This window comes from Deltaproteobacteria bacterium, assembly GCA_005879535.1.
Lineage (GTDB): Bacteria > Myxococcota > Myxococcia > Myxococcales > 40CM-4-68-19 > 40CM-4-68-19.
On the sequence record VBKI01000093.1, the window covers coordinates 12,516 to 27,488 of the forward strand.

Annotated in this window: 11 protein-coding genes and 1 pseudogene (1 of these 12 cut by a window edge); 7 read left to right on the forward strand and 5 right to left on the reverse strand. The window is 65.7% G+C overall.

The genetic code is table 11. The features are described 5' to 3' along the window. The 5 genes and pseudogenes from E6J58_22280 to E6J58_22300 all read left to right on the forward strand — a co-directional run. Positions 1-22 (forward strand): annotated as a pseudogene (locus E6J58_22280) (hypothetical protein) (it extends 1,589 nt beyond the left edge of the window). Positions 23-896: 874 nt separating this feature from the next. Continuing rightward, positions 897-1,649 (forward strand): WecB/TagA/CpsF family glycosyltransferase, encoded by a 753-nt coding sequence (locus E6J58_22285; GenBank protein TMB32657.1) that lies wholly within the window; start codon positions 897-899, stop codon positions 1,647-1,649. A 177-nt stretch (positions 1,650-1,826) separates the two neighbouring features. Further along, positions 1,827-2,837, forward strand: coding sequence for a Gfo/Idh/MocA family oxidoreductase (locus E6J58_22290; protein ID TMB32658.1), 1,011 nt, complete (start codon positions 1,827-1,829; stop codon positions 2,835-2,837). Positions 2,838-2,851: 14 nt separating this feature from the next. Continuing rightward, entirely contained in the window at positions 2,852-3,718 is an 867-nt protein-coding gene (locus E6J58_22295) for a hypothetical protein (protein TMB32659.1), read from the forward strand. A gap of 81 nt (positions 3,719-3,799) precedes the next feature. Further along, the gene (locus E6J58_22300; GenBank protein ID TMB32660.1) at positions 3,800-5,218 is read left to right on the forward strand and encodes a lipopolysaccharide biosynthesis protein; all 1,419 of its coding nucleotides are present in this window, start codon (positions 3,800-3,802) and stop codon (positions 5,216-5,218) included. Between the two features lie 108 nt (positions 5,219-5,326). Here the strand turns inward: E6J58_22300 and E6J58_22305 are convergent, their stop codons facing one another. The 5 genes from E6J58_22305 to E6J58_22325 form a co-directional block, all read right to left on the reverse strand. Further along, positions 5,327-5,632 carry a CpsD/CapB family tyrosine-protein kinase gene (locus E6J58_22305; GenBank protein TMB32661.1) on the reverse strand — a complete coding sequence of 102 codons (306 nt, stop codon included), beginning with the start codon at positions 5,630-5,632 and terminating at the stop codon, positions 5,327-5,329. A gap of 557 nt (positions 5,633-6,189) precedes the next feature. Beyond that, positions 6,190-6,792, reverse strand: a complete 603-nt coding sequence (locus E6J58_22310) for a hypothetical protein (protein TMB32662.1) — start codon at positions 6,790-6,792, stop codon at positions 6,190-6,192. A gap of 390 nt (positions 6,793-7,182) precedes the next feature. Then, positions 7,183-8,286, reverse strand: a complete 1,104-nt coding sequence (locus tag E6J58_22315) for an NAD(P)/FAD-dependent oxidoreductase (protein TMB32663.1) — start codon at positions 8,284-8,286, stop codon at positions 7,183-7,185. Then, positions 8,277-9,692, reverse strand: coding sequence for a 5-oxoprolinase/urea amidolyase family protein (locus E6J58_22320; GenBank protein TMB32664.1), 1,416 nt, complete (start codon positions 9,690-9,692; stop codon positions 8,277-8,279). Before E6J58_22320 ends, E6J58_22315 begins: the two co-directional genes overlap by 10 nt. Then, positions 9,685-10,893 (reverse strand): MFS transporter, encoded by a 1,209-nt coding sequence (locus E6J58_22325; protein TMB32725.1) that lies wholly within the window; start codon positions 10,891-10,893, stop codon positions 9,685-9,687. The genes E6J58_22320 and E6J58_22325 overlap by 8 nt, the downstream gene beginning before the upstream one ends. Before the next feature lie 41 nt (positions 10,894-10,934). On the opposite strand from E6J58_22325, the gene E6J58_22330 reads away from it, so the two are divergent. Next, on the forward strand, positions 10,935-13,577 hold the full coding sequence (locus tag E6J58_22330; GenBank protein TMB32665.1) for an ABC transporter permease: 2,643 nt from the start codon (positions 10,935-10,937) through the stop codon (positions 13,575-13,577). Between the two features lie 147 nt (positions 13,578-13,724). Next, on the forward strand, positions 13,725-14,972 hold the full coding sequence (locus E6J58_22335; GenBank protein ID TMB32726.1) for an HlyD family efflux transporter periplasmic adaptor subunit: 1,248 nt from the start codon (positions 13,725-13,727) through the stop codon (positions 14,970-14,972). Position 14,973 lies beyond the last annotated feature (1 nt).

Genomic DNA, 14,973 nt, shown 5'->3' on the forward strand with positions numbered 1-14,973 from the left:
ACAATACCAGGATCGCCAATAACACGCTCTACATGACCGGGACCAGTCTCGCTGGCCAGTACGGCGTTCACGCTGGGGCCGAGGGCATTGGGCACATCATCGCAAACAACAGCGTCTACTCAGTGACCGGAGCGTGCTTCTCGACGCCGCTCGGCACATGCTCGGTGGGCGGTACAGTGTGCATGGTCCGCAACAATATCGGCGACGCGAACGTCCCGGCCTGCAGCGGGACCTGCAACCCGAACGCGTCTGCGTATGCAGCCGTTACAACGAATGCCTGCTACGGAGGGGCGTCGGCATTCTACGCCAACAGTCCGGGGAGCGACTTCGATCCGGGTCCTGGCGTGACTGGGAATCCACTATTCACAAATCCGCCAACTGACTTGACGCTGGCCGCCGGTTCGCCGCTCATCGGGGCCGGAAGTGCGGCGAATGCACCGTCCACGGACTTTACGCTGGTGAAGACGCGCCCCAACCCGCCGAGCATCGGAGCCTACGAGCCGTAGACGCGGACCAAACCTTTGCGGACACTTCGCGACGTCCGCGAGCGACCGTCGCGAAGGGACGTGGCCGACCCCGGGGCGCCCGCTGGGACCACGACGACGGAACTCCACGGTGTTTCGCCTGGATCGACGCGTCGAATTCGGCGACGACGGCACCGCACACGCGCGGGCCGTGGGCCTTTTCCGCTCCGGCGCGAAATTTCCATTGATCGACCCGACCTGCGAGGTCTAGGATTGTTACCGTGGACTCTGCGGCCGGCGGCCAGGCGGCCAGCGTCTGGAGCGAAATCAATAGTCGATTGCGCGCAGGTCTCAGCCGCGCCGCAGTGCAAGCGCGGTAGCGACGCACCGCGGGGGGGCGAACTGGATCCGAAACAGAGGCGAGTCCGACTGTTGAACGTCGATGTCGACGACGTCACGATGGATGAGGTGCTCTTCTCGTTCCGCGAGGGGCTGCTCTTGACGCTTCACGTGGACATGATCATGAAGCTACAGAAGGATCGTGAATTCTACGAGATGCTGCCCGAGTTCGATGTCGTAACCTGCGACAGTCAAATCCTCTTCGCGGCCGCGAAGATTCTCGGAACGCCACTCCGCGAACGCGTGTCCGGTTCCGACTTCTTTCCGCGATTCTACTCAGGGCACAAGAACGTCGAGGGCATCACAATCTTCATCTGCGGGGGTGGTCCCGGAATCGCCGAGATCTCACGCAGGAACATCAATGCGGCCGTGGGCCGCGAGATGGTCGTCGGAACGGACTCCCCTCCTCGCGACTTCGATACGCGCCTCGGCGAGGTGGATCGGATGATCTCCAAGATCAACGATTCCCGCGCAACCGTACTTGTCGTCGGTCTGGGAGCTGGGCGGCAGGAGAAGTTCATCGTGCGATACCGCGACCGGATGCCTCATGTGAAAACCTTTCTTCCGTTGGGAGGAACGATCGACTACGAGGCCAATACCCTGCAGCGTCCATCCCGCTGGATGACTGATGCGGGGCTGGAGTGGCTGTACCGTCTGGTTCGCGAGCCGCGACAACGATGGCACCGGTACCTCGTTCATCAACCGCCAGTCTTGTACTTGCTCGCTCAGCAACGGCTTGGTCTGTATCGCAACCCATTCGGAGCGTCCGTGGCGACTGCCTCATGATGACGCGCGCTCACTGCATGTGAGCCGCATCTGAGGTAGACGCAGCCTGACTTTGCGCCGAGGTGCAGATCCACTTATGATTTCGCGCCGGCGCCGCGGAGTATTGATTTACAAGTGAGGGGCTCTTTGGCCAACGATCGCTGGAACGAGTCACAATCTGAGAGGGCGTCGAGGTTGATGCGAATCGGCATCGTTGGCGCAGGGAAGATGGGCCTCTCACACTATGCGATCGCGAATGCGCTGCCGAACGCGTCGGTAGCAGCGGTCTGCGACACGTCGCGGTACATCCTTTCTGTGCTGCGGAAGTACGCCGGCATAGAGACGCATACCAGCTACGAAGAAATGATCGATCAGACCCGCCTCGACTGCATCTTCATCGCCACCCCGACATCGATGCATTTCGAATGTGCGAAGCATGCACTGGAGCGAGATCTCCATGTGTTCGTGGAAAAGCCGCTCACTCTCTCGGCCTCGGAGAGCCGAACGCTAGCGGATCTCGCTGCTCAGCGCGGGCGCGTCAACATGGTGGGATTCCACAACCGCTACATCGGCACGTTCCGTGAGGCCCGCCGGCTCTTGGAGGCGGGCGCGCTCGGTCGCGTCACGAGCATCCATGGCAGCGCCATCGGGCCTGTCGTCGTGAAACAGCAGGCGTCGACCTGGCGGTCGCGGAAGGCGGAGGGCGGCGGGTGCCTGCACGACTACGCGTGCCACGTGGTGGACCTGATGAATTTTCTGGTCGGTCCGCCGACGAAGGTTTTCAAAGCCCGAATGCAGAGCATTTTCTCGCGCAATGTGGAGGACGCAGTATCCGCTGAGTTCGAGTATCGCGGTGGTGCGGTCGGCACTCTTGAAACCAACTGGAGCGACGATTCAGTGAGGAAGATGACCACGAAGATCAACATCCAGTGCACGAACGGGGAATTGGCGGTCGATCGGCAAGAGTTGAAAGTACTCTGCGGCACCGCGTTCGATGGTTACCAGGAAGGCTGGAATACGCGCTGGATCACCGATCTGCAGGAAGGCGTTGCGTTCTACCTGCGCGGTGAGGAGTACACCGCGCAGGTAGCTGCTTTTCTCTCGTCGATCCGGTCGGGGAGCGTGGTGCATGAGAACTCGTTTGCCAGCGCTTACGAGACCGACCGGGTCTTGGACCTCATCGCCCGCGCAGACCAGGCCGCCGCTTGAGGAGCCAGCACGACATGGATCGAATCCTCTTTGGCGACAATCAATTCTTCGGCGTGAATCATATGTCGGAGGAGAAAGCGCGCCAACAGTTGGTCCGGTTCAAGGAAACGAGCTCCATCATTCGCGTGCTGGACGATGCATATGACATGGGCATTCGCACGTTCATGTGCACGACGCATGACCGCATCGGCGAGATCTGTGATCACATGCGCGCGAATCCGGCACGCTACCGCGACTTCGTCTATTACCCGTGCATGCCATACGCGCACAAGTATGCGAACTCCGTCAGCCAAGTTGGCGTGCTGGAAACGATCCAGCGCTTTTCGACCGGCGGCGTAATCAATACCCTGGTACGCGGCGCCGTCGGAGCCGTAACCCAAGACATATACGCGCTGATGACGCTCCTCATCGATGCCGAGATGAAGCGCTTCGAAGGGCTCAACACACCAGTCATCTTCATCCAGAACGTCGTCACGGATCTGCTTCTGGGGTTGAGACTCCATCCGGTGTTCGCCGAGTTCGCGCGGTACGTCCAAGAACGATATCATGCCGAACCGGGCTTCATCACGATGAATCTTCCGCTGCTCCTCGGCGCGCTGGAAGAAGTTGGAGTGAAAAACCCGATCGTCTGCACTAACATCAACAAGATCGGCTTTCGCATGTGTGGAGGCATCGAAGCGTATGTCGAGGCGCTCCGCAATCGGCGATGCCGCCCCATCGCCATGTCGGTCTTTGCATCTGGCGCGATCGCGCCCGCGCAGGCGATCGAGTGGGTCTGCAAGCTCGAGGGGCTTCAGTCCATCGTATTCGGTGCATCAAGCCCTGCCAACATCCGCCACACGAAGACGCTGATCGAGAACGCGTGGGGACTTTCCAACTGAGAGGCGCGTTCCCATTCAGCGCTCAGCCACACGGCAAAAGTGCCAGCGCTGAAGTGCTCACCCCTGAGGTAAGATGATTCCATGAACCGTCACACGTCAGAAGGGGACTCGTCGCCGGATTTCGCCGGATTTGGCGGCGATGACCCAGGGGCTCTGGAATGGACCGCGACCCCGGCAGACATGATTCGCCTCGCGCTGGCTTCCGCACAGCGGCATGCTCGCCTCATTGCAGCATTCTTCCTGCTCGGGGTCGGTGGTTCGATTGGGTATCTTGTGATCTGCACACCGAAGTACCGCGTTGAGACCACGGTATTGACACAGCGTGCGCAAGCGCTCCCCTCGCCGATCCGATCCACCGTTCAGGATGACCCGACACACTCGGCCAACGAGCTCGTGCACCGCCGCGAGAACGTGCTGGCGCTGATCCAGCAAGCGAACTTGTACTCGCCTGCAGCCGGCCCCCCTGTTGGCGAAACCCGCCCACCCCTGCTCGCGCGCTTCGTGGGTCTAGTCAGTGATGAATCCGCCGACCGCGACCCGCTGGACGGCCTGGTAAAGCGTCTCGACAAAGCGCTTGTGGTCACTACCAACGACGCAACGATCACCATCTCGATCGATTGGCCCGATCCTTCGCAGGCGTACCATCTCGTCGAAACCGCCACCGAGAACTTTCTGGAGACACGTCACATCCAAGAGATCACAGCGATCGACGAGGTCGTCTCCATGCTAAAGGGGCGAGCCGCCGCGCTCCGGGATCAACTCGATCGCGTCACAGAGGAGGCCCAGCGTCAGGCTGCGCGCCAGGAGACAGGCTCCTCTCCGGACCAGACGTCGGTCCCGGCTCCGCCCCAATCGGGCGGGGAGGAGCTGGTGAGGCTAAAGGCGATGGTCGACGCCAAGGAGCGGGCCATCCAAGACGTGGAAGAACTCCGGCGTCGGCAGCTTGCGGATTTGCAGGCACAGCTCGATCAGAGACGGGCAGTGTTTACCGACGCCTATCCGGCGGTCATCGCGTTGCGGCAGGACATCGAGGCGCTCTCGCACGACTCGCCGCAGATCGTGAAGCTCCGCGGCGAGCACCAAAAGCTACAGCAGGAGTACCTGGCTCGCCTTGCGCGACGTCGCTCAGTCCCACCGTCCACACGTCCGCGCATGTCGCAGCAAACGGGATCTATCGGTGTGGAGCAGAACGAGGCCGTGCGCGATGCGCGGTTTCAATACCAGCAGGTCGTCGAGCGACTGAACAGCGCGCAACTCGAGCTCGACGCCGCGCGCGTCGCCTTCAAGTACCGTTACAGCGTGATCTGGCCGGCGGAGGTCCCGACCAAGTCAGTATCGCCGAAAGCTTGGAAGGTCTTCGGTCTTGGCATTCCTGGAGCGCTCTTCCTCGCCATGCTCGCTGCAGTTCTGATCGAATTGCGTCGCGCGACCGTTCTGTGCCGGTGGCAAGTCGAGCGCGGCCTTGGGCTTCCCGTCCTGGCAGAATTGAAACGCTCGTAGCGCAACGCTCATCGAGATACTCCTCGCCTCACCAGTCCACTCGATCAGCAAAGAGCCGGCGATTACGGTTGCGTCCGACGAAGTCGATTCTCCGGCCGATCCAACCGGTCAGCCGATGAGCACGCACCCGGCGACGTGATCGCGTCCGATCAATTCGATCGTGCGACGTACGGCGGAAAGCCGAGTCTTTCCAATCTCGACGCAGATGACCACGACGTCGGCTGCGGTAGCTACTTTTAGCGCAAGCGGATTCCTGACGACCGGCGGCAGTATGGCGATGCTTCTCACGGGCGCCTTCACCGGACGTGGGATGTCGGCTGCGAAATTCGCGTTGGCAGCGCTGAATATGCCTGCGACCGACACGTAGTCGAGCACATCGATGGGCGCGAAGAAGCTGACGCGCTCGTCGAGCATGCGAGCGACTTCGCTGAGCGCATTCGTGATTTCGCTCGCGGACTCCTCCCGATCTACGGCGACGATTGCCAAAGACCGCCACGACTTGCGCGCGAGAGCGAACCAGAGTTCCTGGTACTCTCGGCGCGGGGGATCGCTTTGCGCGTCGTTCTCCTGCAGATTTCTCTCGACGGCAGCGACCATGACGGACTCCGGACCCATCACGGGTTCAGGATGAACGGCGGCTCGGCGGATCGTATTCCTCCCCCAGCGCTGAAGCGCGCGAGGCGGAACATACCCGGGATCCCCCGGTTTAGACAAACGCGAGGTGCAATTTTCTGCTAGGGTGTAATCCGCTACGACGTGGCCGGGGAAACGTCCATATAGAAGTCCAAGTCAGCACCCATCTGCTTGCGTGCGGGCGCCCGGCAGGGATTTTCATTGTCGAATCAAGGGATTCGCCTGCGTCGCACTGTATCGAGACGCTCGTGTCCTGCGCTCCGAGGAAAACCGTTCACCCTTTTGCACTCGAACGCGCCGTCGACGCTAGGTCGAGGGCGTTCGCACTTGTGCTCGGGTCAGCTACCCGCTGGAAACGTTCCGCATGCAGTCGTCACGTTGGCGGCGAACGTTTGGGCTCCACCCGCCGCGAGATTTGCCGACCCGGGTACGATCGCCACGCTGAGGACTCGTTCTGGCGCAACGTTCACGGTGATGGCAGCGATCTTGCTGGCATCGGCGTGCGCTTGCGCGCTGACGATGCATGTACCTGTCCCGCGCGCTGACGTGAAGACACCCGCGGTGGTGACCGTGCCGCACGACGGCGGCGCGCTCCAGACGACGCCGGTATCGGTCGATCCGGTGACAGTCGCGGTCAGCGCAACGGCCTCGCATGCATAGGCGTTCACAGGCGACGTCGCGGCGATGCGGACGCCGCTGTCGACGGTCACGACCGCCTGGGCATTTGCCGCCGAATTCGTCGTACTGGTCGCGACGACGTGAAAGACGCCCGAGTAACCCGGAGCGGTATAGAATCCGCTCTGGTTGATCGAGCCGCCGTTCGCCTCCGCCACGCTCCAGGTGACTTGCACCGTAGTCGGCGACAACGTGAACTGTTGCGCATCGTTGGTCGTCAGTTGGACTTTGGAAGGGCGTATTTCCAGCTGTGCAGCGGTCGGCAAGACCGATCCTTGGTCAGGGGCTTTGTGCTCGGTACCGCACGCTAGGGCAAAAACGATTGCTGACATGACTCGGAATGGGTGACGCATGTGCCGTACCTCCGACAGTTGCAGCCAACTCCGCGGGCGCGGCGTCCTCGCCAACGAAGAGCGCCGCCGAACGAGCGAAGGCGACGTCCCCACAAGAACGATCTGTCGAAGGTGCAGCGGGGGGTGCCGACGGAGGTTACGGCCTGCGTGCCCGCAGACATCCGTGTGGTTGCGTAGGCCTATCCGCTTTCGCCGCCGCATTTAGAACAGCCGCGACGCATCATCTGTGACGGGAGTCACAAGCCGCGAAGTTCACCCTCTCGCCGCGAAGAGCAGTACGAATAGGCTGTTCAGGCGCTTCGATCAGCGCAGCAGGTTCATCACGTGCTCCGCGATGGCGAGCGACGCCGTCAGCCCTGGGGATTCGATTCCGTACAGAGCGACGAGCCCGGGAACTGCATGGTCGCGCGGGCCCTGAAAGAGAAAATCCTGAGCGGCGCTCCCGGCCGGCCCGAGCTTCGCCCGAATCCCCGTGTACCCCGGCTGCAGGCCGTCCGCGGGCAGCGCCGGCCAGTACTGCCGGATCGCCGCCGCGAACTGCGGCGCACGGGTCTCGTCGAACGAGTAGTCGATCGAATCGATCCACTGTACGTCGGGCCCGAACCGCGCATGCCCTTCGAGATCCAGCGTCACATGGATCCCCAGCCCGCCCGCGACAGCCACCGGGTACACGAGATGGTGGAACGGCGACGCTCCCGAGAACACGAAGTAGTGCCCGCGCGCGTAGTAGCAGGGCGGGATCGTCGCTGGAGGGACGCCCTCGATGGATCGCGCGACCGCTTGCGCGCAGAGGCCTGCCGCGTTCACGACGGCTGCGCAGCGCAAGCGTGTTGGCGCCTCGCCGCCGACGTCCAGTTCGATGCCGTCGGACCGGACCCGCCCGCTCAGTACGGGTGAGTTGAGCGCGATCGCTGCGCCGTGCGACTCCGCATCAGAGCGCAGCGCACGGAGCAGCCCGTGCGAGTCGATGATTCCAGTCTCCCCGCTGCACAGCGCCGCCACGCAGCGCACGTCAGGCTCGAGCTCTCGCGCCTCGGCTGCGGAAAGCAGCGAGAGCCCCTCGACACCATTGGCAGCGCCCTGCGCGGCATACTTCTGCAGCGTCGCGATCTCCGATTCTGAGGTGGCGACGACCAGCTTTCCGACGCGCCGATGCGCGATCCCCTTCTCCTTCGCATACGCGTAGAGCGATCTGCGCCCGGCGACGCACAGGCGCGCTTTCAGCGAGCCCGGCACGTAGTAGAACCCGGCGTGGAGCACCTCGGAATTGCGCGAGCTGGCGTGCATCCCGGGCGCCCGCTCGGCCTCGAGCAGGATGACGTCGCGCCCAGCCAGCGAGAGCGCCCGCGCAATCGCGAAGCCGATGACGCCGCCGCCGATGACTGCGACGTCGGCCTTCAGGTCCATCGCTGCTCCACGAAGCGTACCGCCGTCCCCGGCCCCGCCTGCGCCAGCAGCGGGAAGTCCGCGGGCATCACCGTCGCGATCTTCGCATATCCTCCGGTGACGGGGCGATCGGGACCGAGCACGATGGGCATCCCGTCGCCGGGCACTTGGACGGCGCCCGGAGCGGTCCCTTCGGGCGGAATGTCGGAACGCCGCGCGAGCGCCATTGCCGGACCGTGGAGACGCAATCCGCGGCGATCGCTGCTCGGCGTGACGCGGTACTCGCGGTCGAAGAAGTCCTCCGGGCTGGCGAAGAAGTGCCATTGCGGACCGCGATGGGCGCGTACCTCGATGAGCGGCTCGCCCCAGCGGATCGGCAGACGTGGCGGCTCGGCGCCTTGCCGCCGCGAGCCCGATGCGCCGTGGAGCACTTCGCCAGCAGTCAGCGCGCGAATGGGTTCGCCGGGCAGGGGCAGGGCAAGGCCGCCTTCGGCGGCGAGGTATGCGCGCACGCCTCGACGCACCTGACCGGTGGCCAGGCGGTCACCGCGCTTGATTGGGCGGACATCGGTTCCGAGCGCCAGTCGCAGGTCCTGCAGCGCTTCCAGCTCCGGCCCGGTCAGCGTGATCTCCAATGCCGCGGCAAACGGGTCGTTGCCGAGAGCGCGATTCGCCGCCGCAAGGGAAGCGAGATCCATTGCGCCTCCGGCGGGCACCCCGGACGAAGCGAGCCCATGTCGCGGGCCGCCTTGCACCGAGGTGAATGCTCCGGGAGCGATGACGCGGAGGAGCGGCTCTCCGGAAGGAGCCGGAGGCCGCGGGCGTCGCGGCGGACGCGGGAGCTTTCGAACCGGTTCGAAAACGACGCGATCTCCCGGCCGCAGCAGCGCAGGAGGATCGGCGGCCGGATCGAACATGCGCGCGCTGACGCGCCCGAGCAGGCGCCACCCTCCCGGCGTCTCCGCCGGATAGATCCCGGTGTATCCGTCCGCCACCGCCAGGCTCCCGGCGGGCACGCGGACGCGCGGAGTGTGCAGACGCGCGACGGGAAACCCGCCCGTCATATAAGCGAACCCGGGCGCAAATCCGAGGAACGAGACGACGTGCTCGGCGCGAGCATGGCGGCGCACGACTTCTTCCGCGGCGACGCCGAGCTCACGCGCAACCTCCTCGAGATCGGCGCCGTCATAGCAGGCCTGGATGCGGACAGTGCGCGGCGGAGGCCGATCTCCGCGGCGCGAAAGATCCAGCCGCTTCACATCGAGCAGGTCGGGATCGTAGAGCAGGAGCAGGGTCCGCGCGCCGGGAACGGCGTCGAGCAGCCCCTCGGGAGGATCGTCCGCCAACGATGCAGCCAGGTCGAGCGCCTGTTGGTTCGGCAGCGAGAGCAGCGCCGCGCCGTCGCAGAGCTTTTGCAGCTCAGGCAACGGCGGCCAGCTCCCGGCCGCGGGTCTCGGGAAGCATCAAGGCCGCGACGAACAGGAGCGCGTAGGCGGACGCTGCGAAGATGCCGATGGCGCGCCCCAGCGGCATGGAAGCGGCGAGAAAGCCGATCACGGTCGGAAACAGCGCGCCCACTCCGCGCCCGAAGTTGTAGCTGAAGCCTTGACCCGACCCGCGCACCCGCGTCGGAAACAGCTCGGTGAAGAACGCGCCCATGCCGCTGAAGATGCCGCTCGCGAAGAACCCGAGCGGAAAGCCCAGCACGAGCATGGCCCGGTCGCTGATCGGGACCAGCGTGTAGATCAGCACCGTCGCCATCGAGCAGAGCGAGAAGAGATAGAAGTTGCGCTTGCGTCCGAGCTGGTCGGAGAGGACCGCGGACACCAGGTATCCGCAGAAGGAGCCTGCGATCACCACGCCGAGGTACCCGCCGGTGTTGAAGACCGACAACCCGCGCACCGTCTTGAGGTACGTCGGCAACCAGGTCGTGATCGCGTAGTAGCCGCCCTGCGCGCCCGTGGCGAGGAGTGCCGCGAGGGCGGTGGTCGCCGCCATGTCGGGAGCGAAGATCTCCCAGAAGCGGCCTCGCGCGCCGCTCTGCCGCGCAGCGCGGAACACGGCGGGTTCCTCGACGTTGCGCCGGATGTACAGGACGAGCAGCGAGGGCAGGATGCCGGCGAGGAACAGTACGCGCCAGGCGGTCTGCTCGGGGAGGATGCTGAACATCACCGTGTAGAGGATCGCCGCCGCGCCCCAACCGAGCGCCCAGCCGCTCTGGACGGCGCCGACGGCTTTTCCACGGTGCCGCGCCGCGATCACCTCGCCCATCAGCACCGCCCCCGCGGCCCACTCCCCGCCGAATCCGAGTCCCATCAGGCTGCGCGCGGCGAGCAGCTGCCCGTAGCTCTGCGCCAGTCCGCACAGTCCGGTGAAGAGCGCGAACCAGAGGATGGTGATCTGCAGCGTCCGTACGCGCCCGATGCGATCGGCGATCAACCCTGCCATCCAGCCGCCCAACGCGGAAGCGAGCAGCGTGCTCGTCTGCAGGGTGCCCGCTTGCGCCTTGGAGAGGTGCCAGCCGGCGATCAGCGACGGGATGATGAAGCTGTAGAACTGGAAATCCATGCCGTCGAGCGCCCAGCCGCCGAAGCAGGCCCGGAAGGTGGCCCGCTCGACCTTCGACATCTCGCGCCAGAAGGACACGACCACCGCCTAGCAAACCGCCGATGCCAAACGCAACTCCGGTGTCCGGAAACGGGACTGCCGATCCCAAGGGCGGTCATCCCCTCCGGAATCGCCGAGAGCGCCTATTGGCACGGCGTTCGCTGCAGGGCAGGGGATGGAGAGCTTCGTCCAGGACGTGCGCTACGGACTGCCCTCGCTGCGGAAAGCGCCCGGATTCACGGTCATTGCCGCCCTGGCGCTCGCTCTGCGGGCGGAGTGAATCGATGCTGAAGGATCTCTTCTACGCACTTCGCGCCCTCCGCCGCAGCCCCGGATTCGCCGTGGCGGCCGTGCTTTCGCTCGCGCTCGGGCTCGGCGCGAACACGGCGCTCTTCTCCGCCGTCGACGCGGTGCTGCTGCGTCCGCTGCCCTATCGCGATCCGGAGCGCCTGGTGATGGTCTGGTCGGTGACCTCCGCATATCCGCAGATGAACGTGGCGCTGCCCGATTTCCAGGCGTACCGGGATCGCACGCAGTCGTTCGCGACCATGGCGGCGTACTACTCGACCCGGCGCAACGTCGGGGTCGCCGGCGGCGAGCCCGAGCGGGTCCTGATGGACCGGACGACCCATGAGCTCCCTTCTGCGCTCGGCTTCCAGCCGCGGCTCGGCCGCTTCTTCACGGCCGAGGAGGAGCAATGGGGCCGGCATCAAGTGCTGGTGCTCTCGCACCGGTTCTGGATGCGGCACTTCGCCGGCGATCCCGGCGTGCTGGGAAAGTCGGTCACGCTCGACGGTGAACCCTGGACGGTGATCGGCGTGATGCCGCAGGGATTCACCTTCGACGATCCTTCCATCGAGCTGTGGGCGCCGATCTCGTTCAAGCCCGACAGCGACATGCTCACCCGCGGAAACCATTTTACGCAGGTGATCGCGCGGCTCAAGCCTTCTGTGAGTCTCGAAAGCGCGCAGAAGGACCTCACCCGCGTCGCCGATGCGCTCGCGCGCGAGTTCGCGAACAACGTGGGGCAGGGCGCCGCCCTGCAACCGCTCCGCGAAGCAATGTCCGGCGCCTTCCGTCCGGCGCTGCTGCTGCTGCTCGGAGCGGTGGCGATGGTGCTCCTGATCGCCTGCGCGAACCTGGCTAACCTCCTGCTTGCCCGGGGTGCTGCGCGGGGTCGCGAGATCGCCGTGCGCGCAGCCCTCGGCGCGACGCGCACCCGGCTGGTCCGGCAGCTCCTGACCGAAAGCGTGATTCTCGCGCTCGCCGGTGGAGCGCTGGGCTGCGCCTGCGCGGTCTGGGCGCTCAGCGGCATCTCCGCGCTCGGCGGCGACGTCCTCGCCCAGCTCCCGCCCTTGCGGCTAGACCTGCGCGTGCTCGCGTTCGCGGTCGCGCTCTCCCTCGTCACCGGCGTCGCGTTTGGCCTCGCTCCGGCCCTGCTCCTGTCGCGCCATTCCCTCTCCGAAGCGCTCAAGGACGGCACCGCCACCGTGTCACCACGGACGGGCCGGCTGCGCTCGGCGCTGGTCGTGGCGGAGGTCGCGCTCTCGGTGGTCCTCCTCGCCGGCGCCGGGCTCCTCCTGCGCAGCCTCCGTGCCCTGAACCACCTCGATCCGGGGTTCCGGGTGGAGCAGGTGATCACGGCCAACCTGCAGCTTCCGCTGCGCAGATATCCCGACGATGCTGCGCGGCTCGCTTTCGCGCGCAAGACGATCGACGCGGTGACCGCGTTGCCCGGGGTCGCATCGGTGGGCGTCGGCTCCAACGTGCCGATGTCGAACAACAGCTGGGGCAAATGGATCAGCGCCGAAGGCGAGCCGGAGCCCGCCAACCTGGACGCGGTGGCGAACTGCCTCTTCCAGCTCGTCACCGGGGACTACTTCCGGACTCTGGGAATGCAGCTCGTGCGCGGCCGCTTTCCCGACGATCCGAAGGAACCCGCCATCGTGCTCAACGAGACCGCCGCGCGGAAGCTCTTCGGCGTCAAGGAAGCCATCGGACGACGCGTCTGGCTGGGTCCGCCAGAGCGGTTCCTGCCCGATCAGACGCGGCCGTTTCCCAGGTACACGGTGGTCGGCCTCATCCGCGACGTCCGGTCGGGCGGTCTCGCCCGAGTCCCGCGCGCGGAAGCGTGGCTGCGGCAGGAGCAGAGCGACGAAGGCGGGAACAGCCTGTATGTGATCGCCCGTTTCGGCGGCGCATCTGCCCCGCTGATCAAGGCGCTGCGCGACGCGATCCGCGCGATCGATCCCGAGCAGGCCGTCGCGGACGTGAAGACGATGGCGGACCGCGTGGGAGCGTCGGTCACCCAGGAACGCTTCAGCGCTTTCCTGCTCGCGCTCTTCGCCTCGCTCGCCCTGACTCTCGCAGTCCTGGGTATCTACGCGGTGATGGCATACACGGTGGCGCAGCGGACGCGCGAGATTGGCGTGCGGATGGCGCTCGGTGCGGCCGGGCGCGACGTCCTGCGCCTGGTCTTCACGCGCGGGTTCCGGCTGATCGGCGCGGGGCTGGTCATCGGCCTCGTCGGCTCGATGATTGCGTCGCGCGTTCTCGGCGCGCTGCTCTTCGGTGTCTCGGCGACCGATCCGGGCACCTTTGCAGCCGTTGTCGCCATCCAGGCAAGCGTCGCTGCGGCTGCGCTCTACCTGCCCGCACGCCGGGCGTCACGGTTGCACCCCGCAGTGGCCTTGCGGACGGAGTAGGGCATCTGTCCGGAAATGGGACGACCTTTCCCCGCCCCGGTCACGCAGGGCAGTAATCCCCCTCTGGAGTGGCTTGGCACGGACTTCGCTCAAATGGATCATCCGATGCAGCCAGAGATCTCCAGGATGGAACCGCGCACGAGCGTGGTGGACATTCCGCGCAAACCGCGGAACACGCGGAAGCGCAACCTGATCATTGGCGTCAGCGTCGCGGCGGCGCTGGCGGCGATCACGTTCGGCCTTTCCAGGCTGCGAGCGGCGGCGCCCGTCGTGGACCGCTCCGGCCTGTGGACGGACACGGTGAAGCGCGGCCCGATGCTGCGCGAGGTCAAAGGCCCGGGGACTCTGGTTCCCGAGCAGATCCGTCTGATCACCGCGGACACCGCGGGCCGCGTGGAGCGGATCCCTCTGCGGCCGGGCGCGCAGGTCGAGCCCGGAACGGTGTTGATGGAGCTGTCCAACCCGGACGTGATGCTGCAGGCGCTCGATGCCGAGCGCCAGCTCGCCCAGGCGCAGGCAGACCTGATCAACCTCCGCGCCACCGCCGACGGCAACACGCTCATCACGCGCTCCGGACTCGCCACGCTCGAGGCCCAGGCCGCCGATGCGCAGCGTCGCGCCAAGGCCGATCAGAAGCTGGCGCAGGACGGCGTGATCAGCGAAGTGGAGGCGCGGCAGCAGATGGAGCGCGCGCAAGAGCTGACGAGCCGTCTCGAGATCGAGCGCAAGCGACTTGGCGTCGTCGCGGGCAGCGGCAAGGAGCAGGTGGCCGCGCAGATGGCGCAGATCGAGCGGCTGAAGGCCGTGGTCGCCTTCCGGCGCAAGCAGGTCGATTCGATGAAGGTGCGCTCCATCGATCGCGGCGTCCTCTCCGAGCTGCCGCTGGAGCTGGGGCAGTGGGTGACGCCCGGCGCGCTCCTCGCCAAGGTGGTGCAGCCGGAACGGCTCAAGGCGGTGCTGCGCATCCCGGAGACGCAGGCGCGCGATCTCGCGCTCCATCTTTCCGCCGTCGTGGATACCCGAAACGGCGTGGTCAAAGGCGACGTCTCCCGGATCTCTCCTTCGGCGAACCAGGGGTCGGTCGAGGTGGACGTGTCCCTTCCCGCCGAGCTCCCTCGTGGCGCGCGGCCGGACCTGACCGTGGAAGGCACCATCGAGATCGAGAAGCTGCAGAACGTTCTCTTCGTCGGACGACCCGCGGGCGCGCAGCCCGGTGGCCAGACCGAGCTGTTCCGGCTGATCAAGGGAGGCGACGAGGCGCACCGGGTGAAGGTGCGGCTCGGCCGCAGCTCCGTCAGCACCGTGGAAGTGATCGACGGCCTCGCAGAGGGCGACGCCGTGATCCTCTCCGACATGTCCCAGTGGGACTCTACCGACCGTGTGAGGCTCCGGTGAG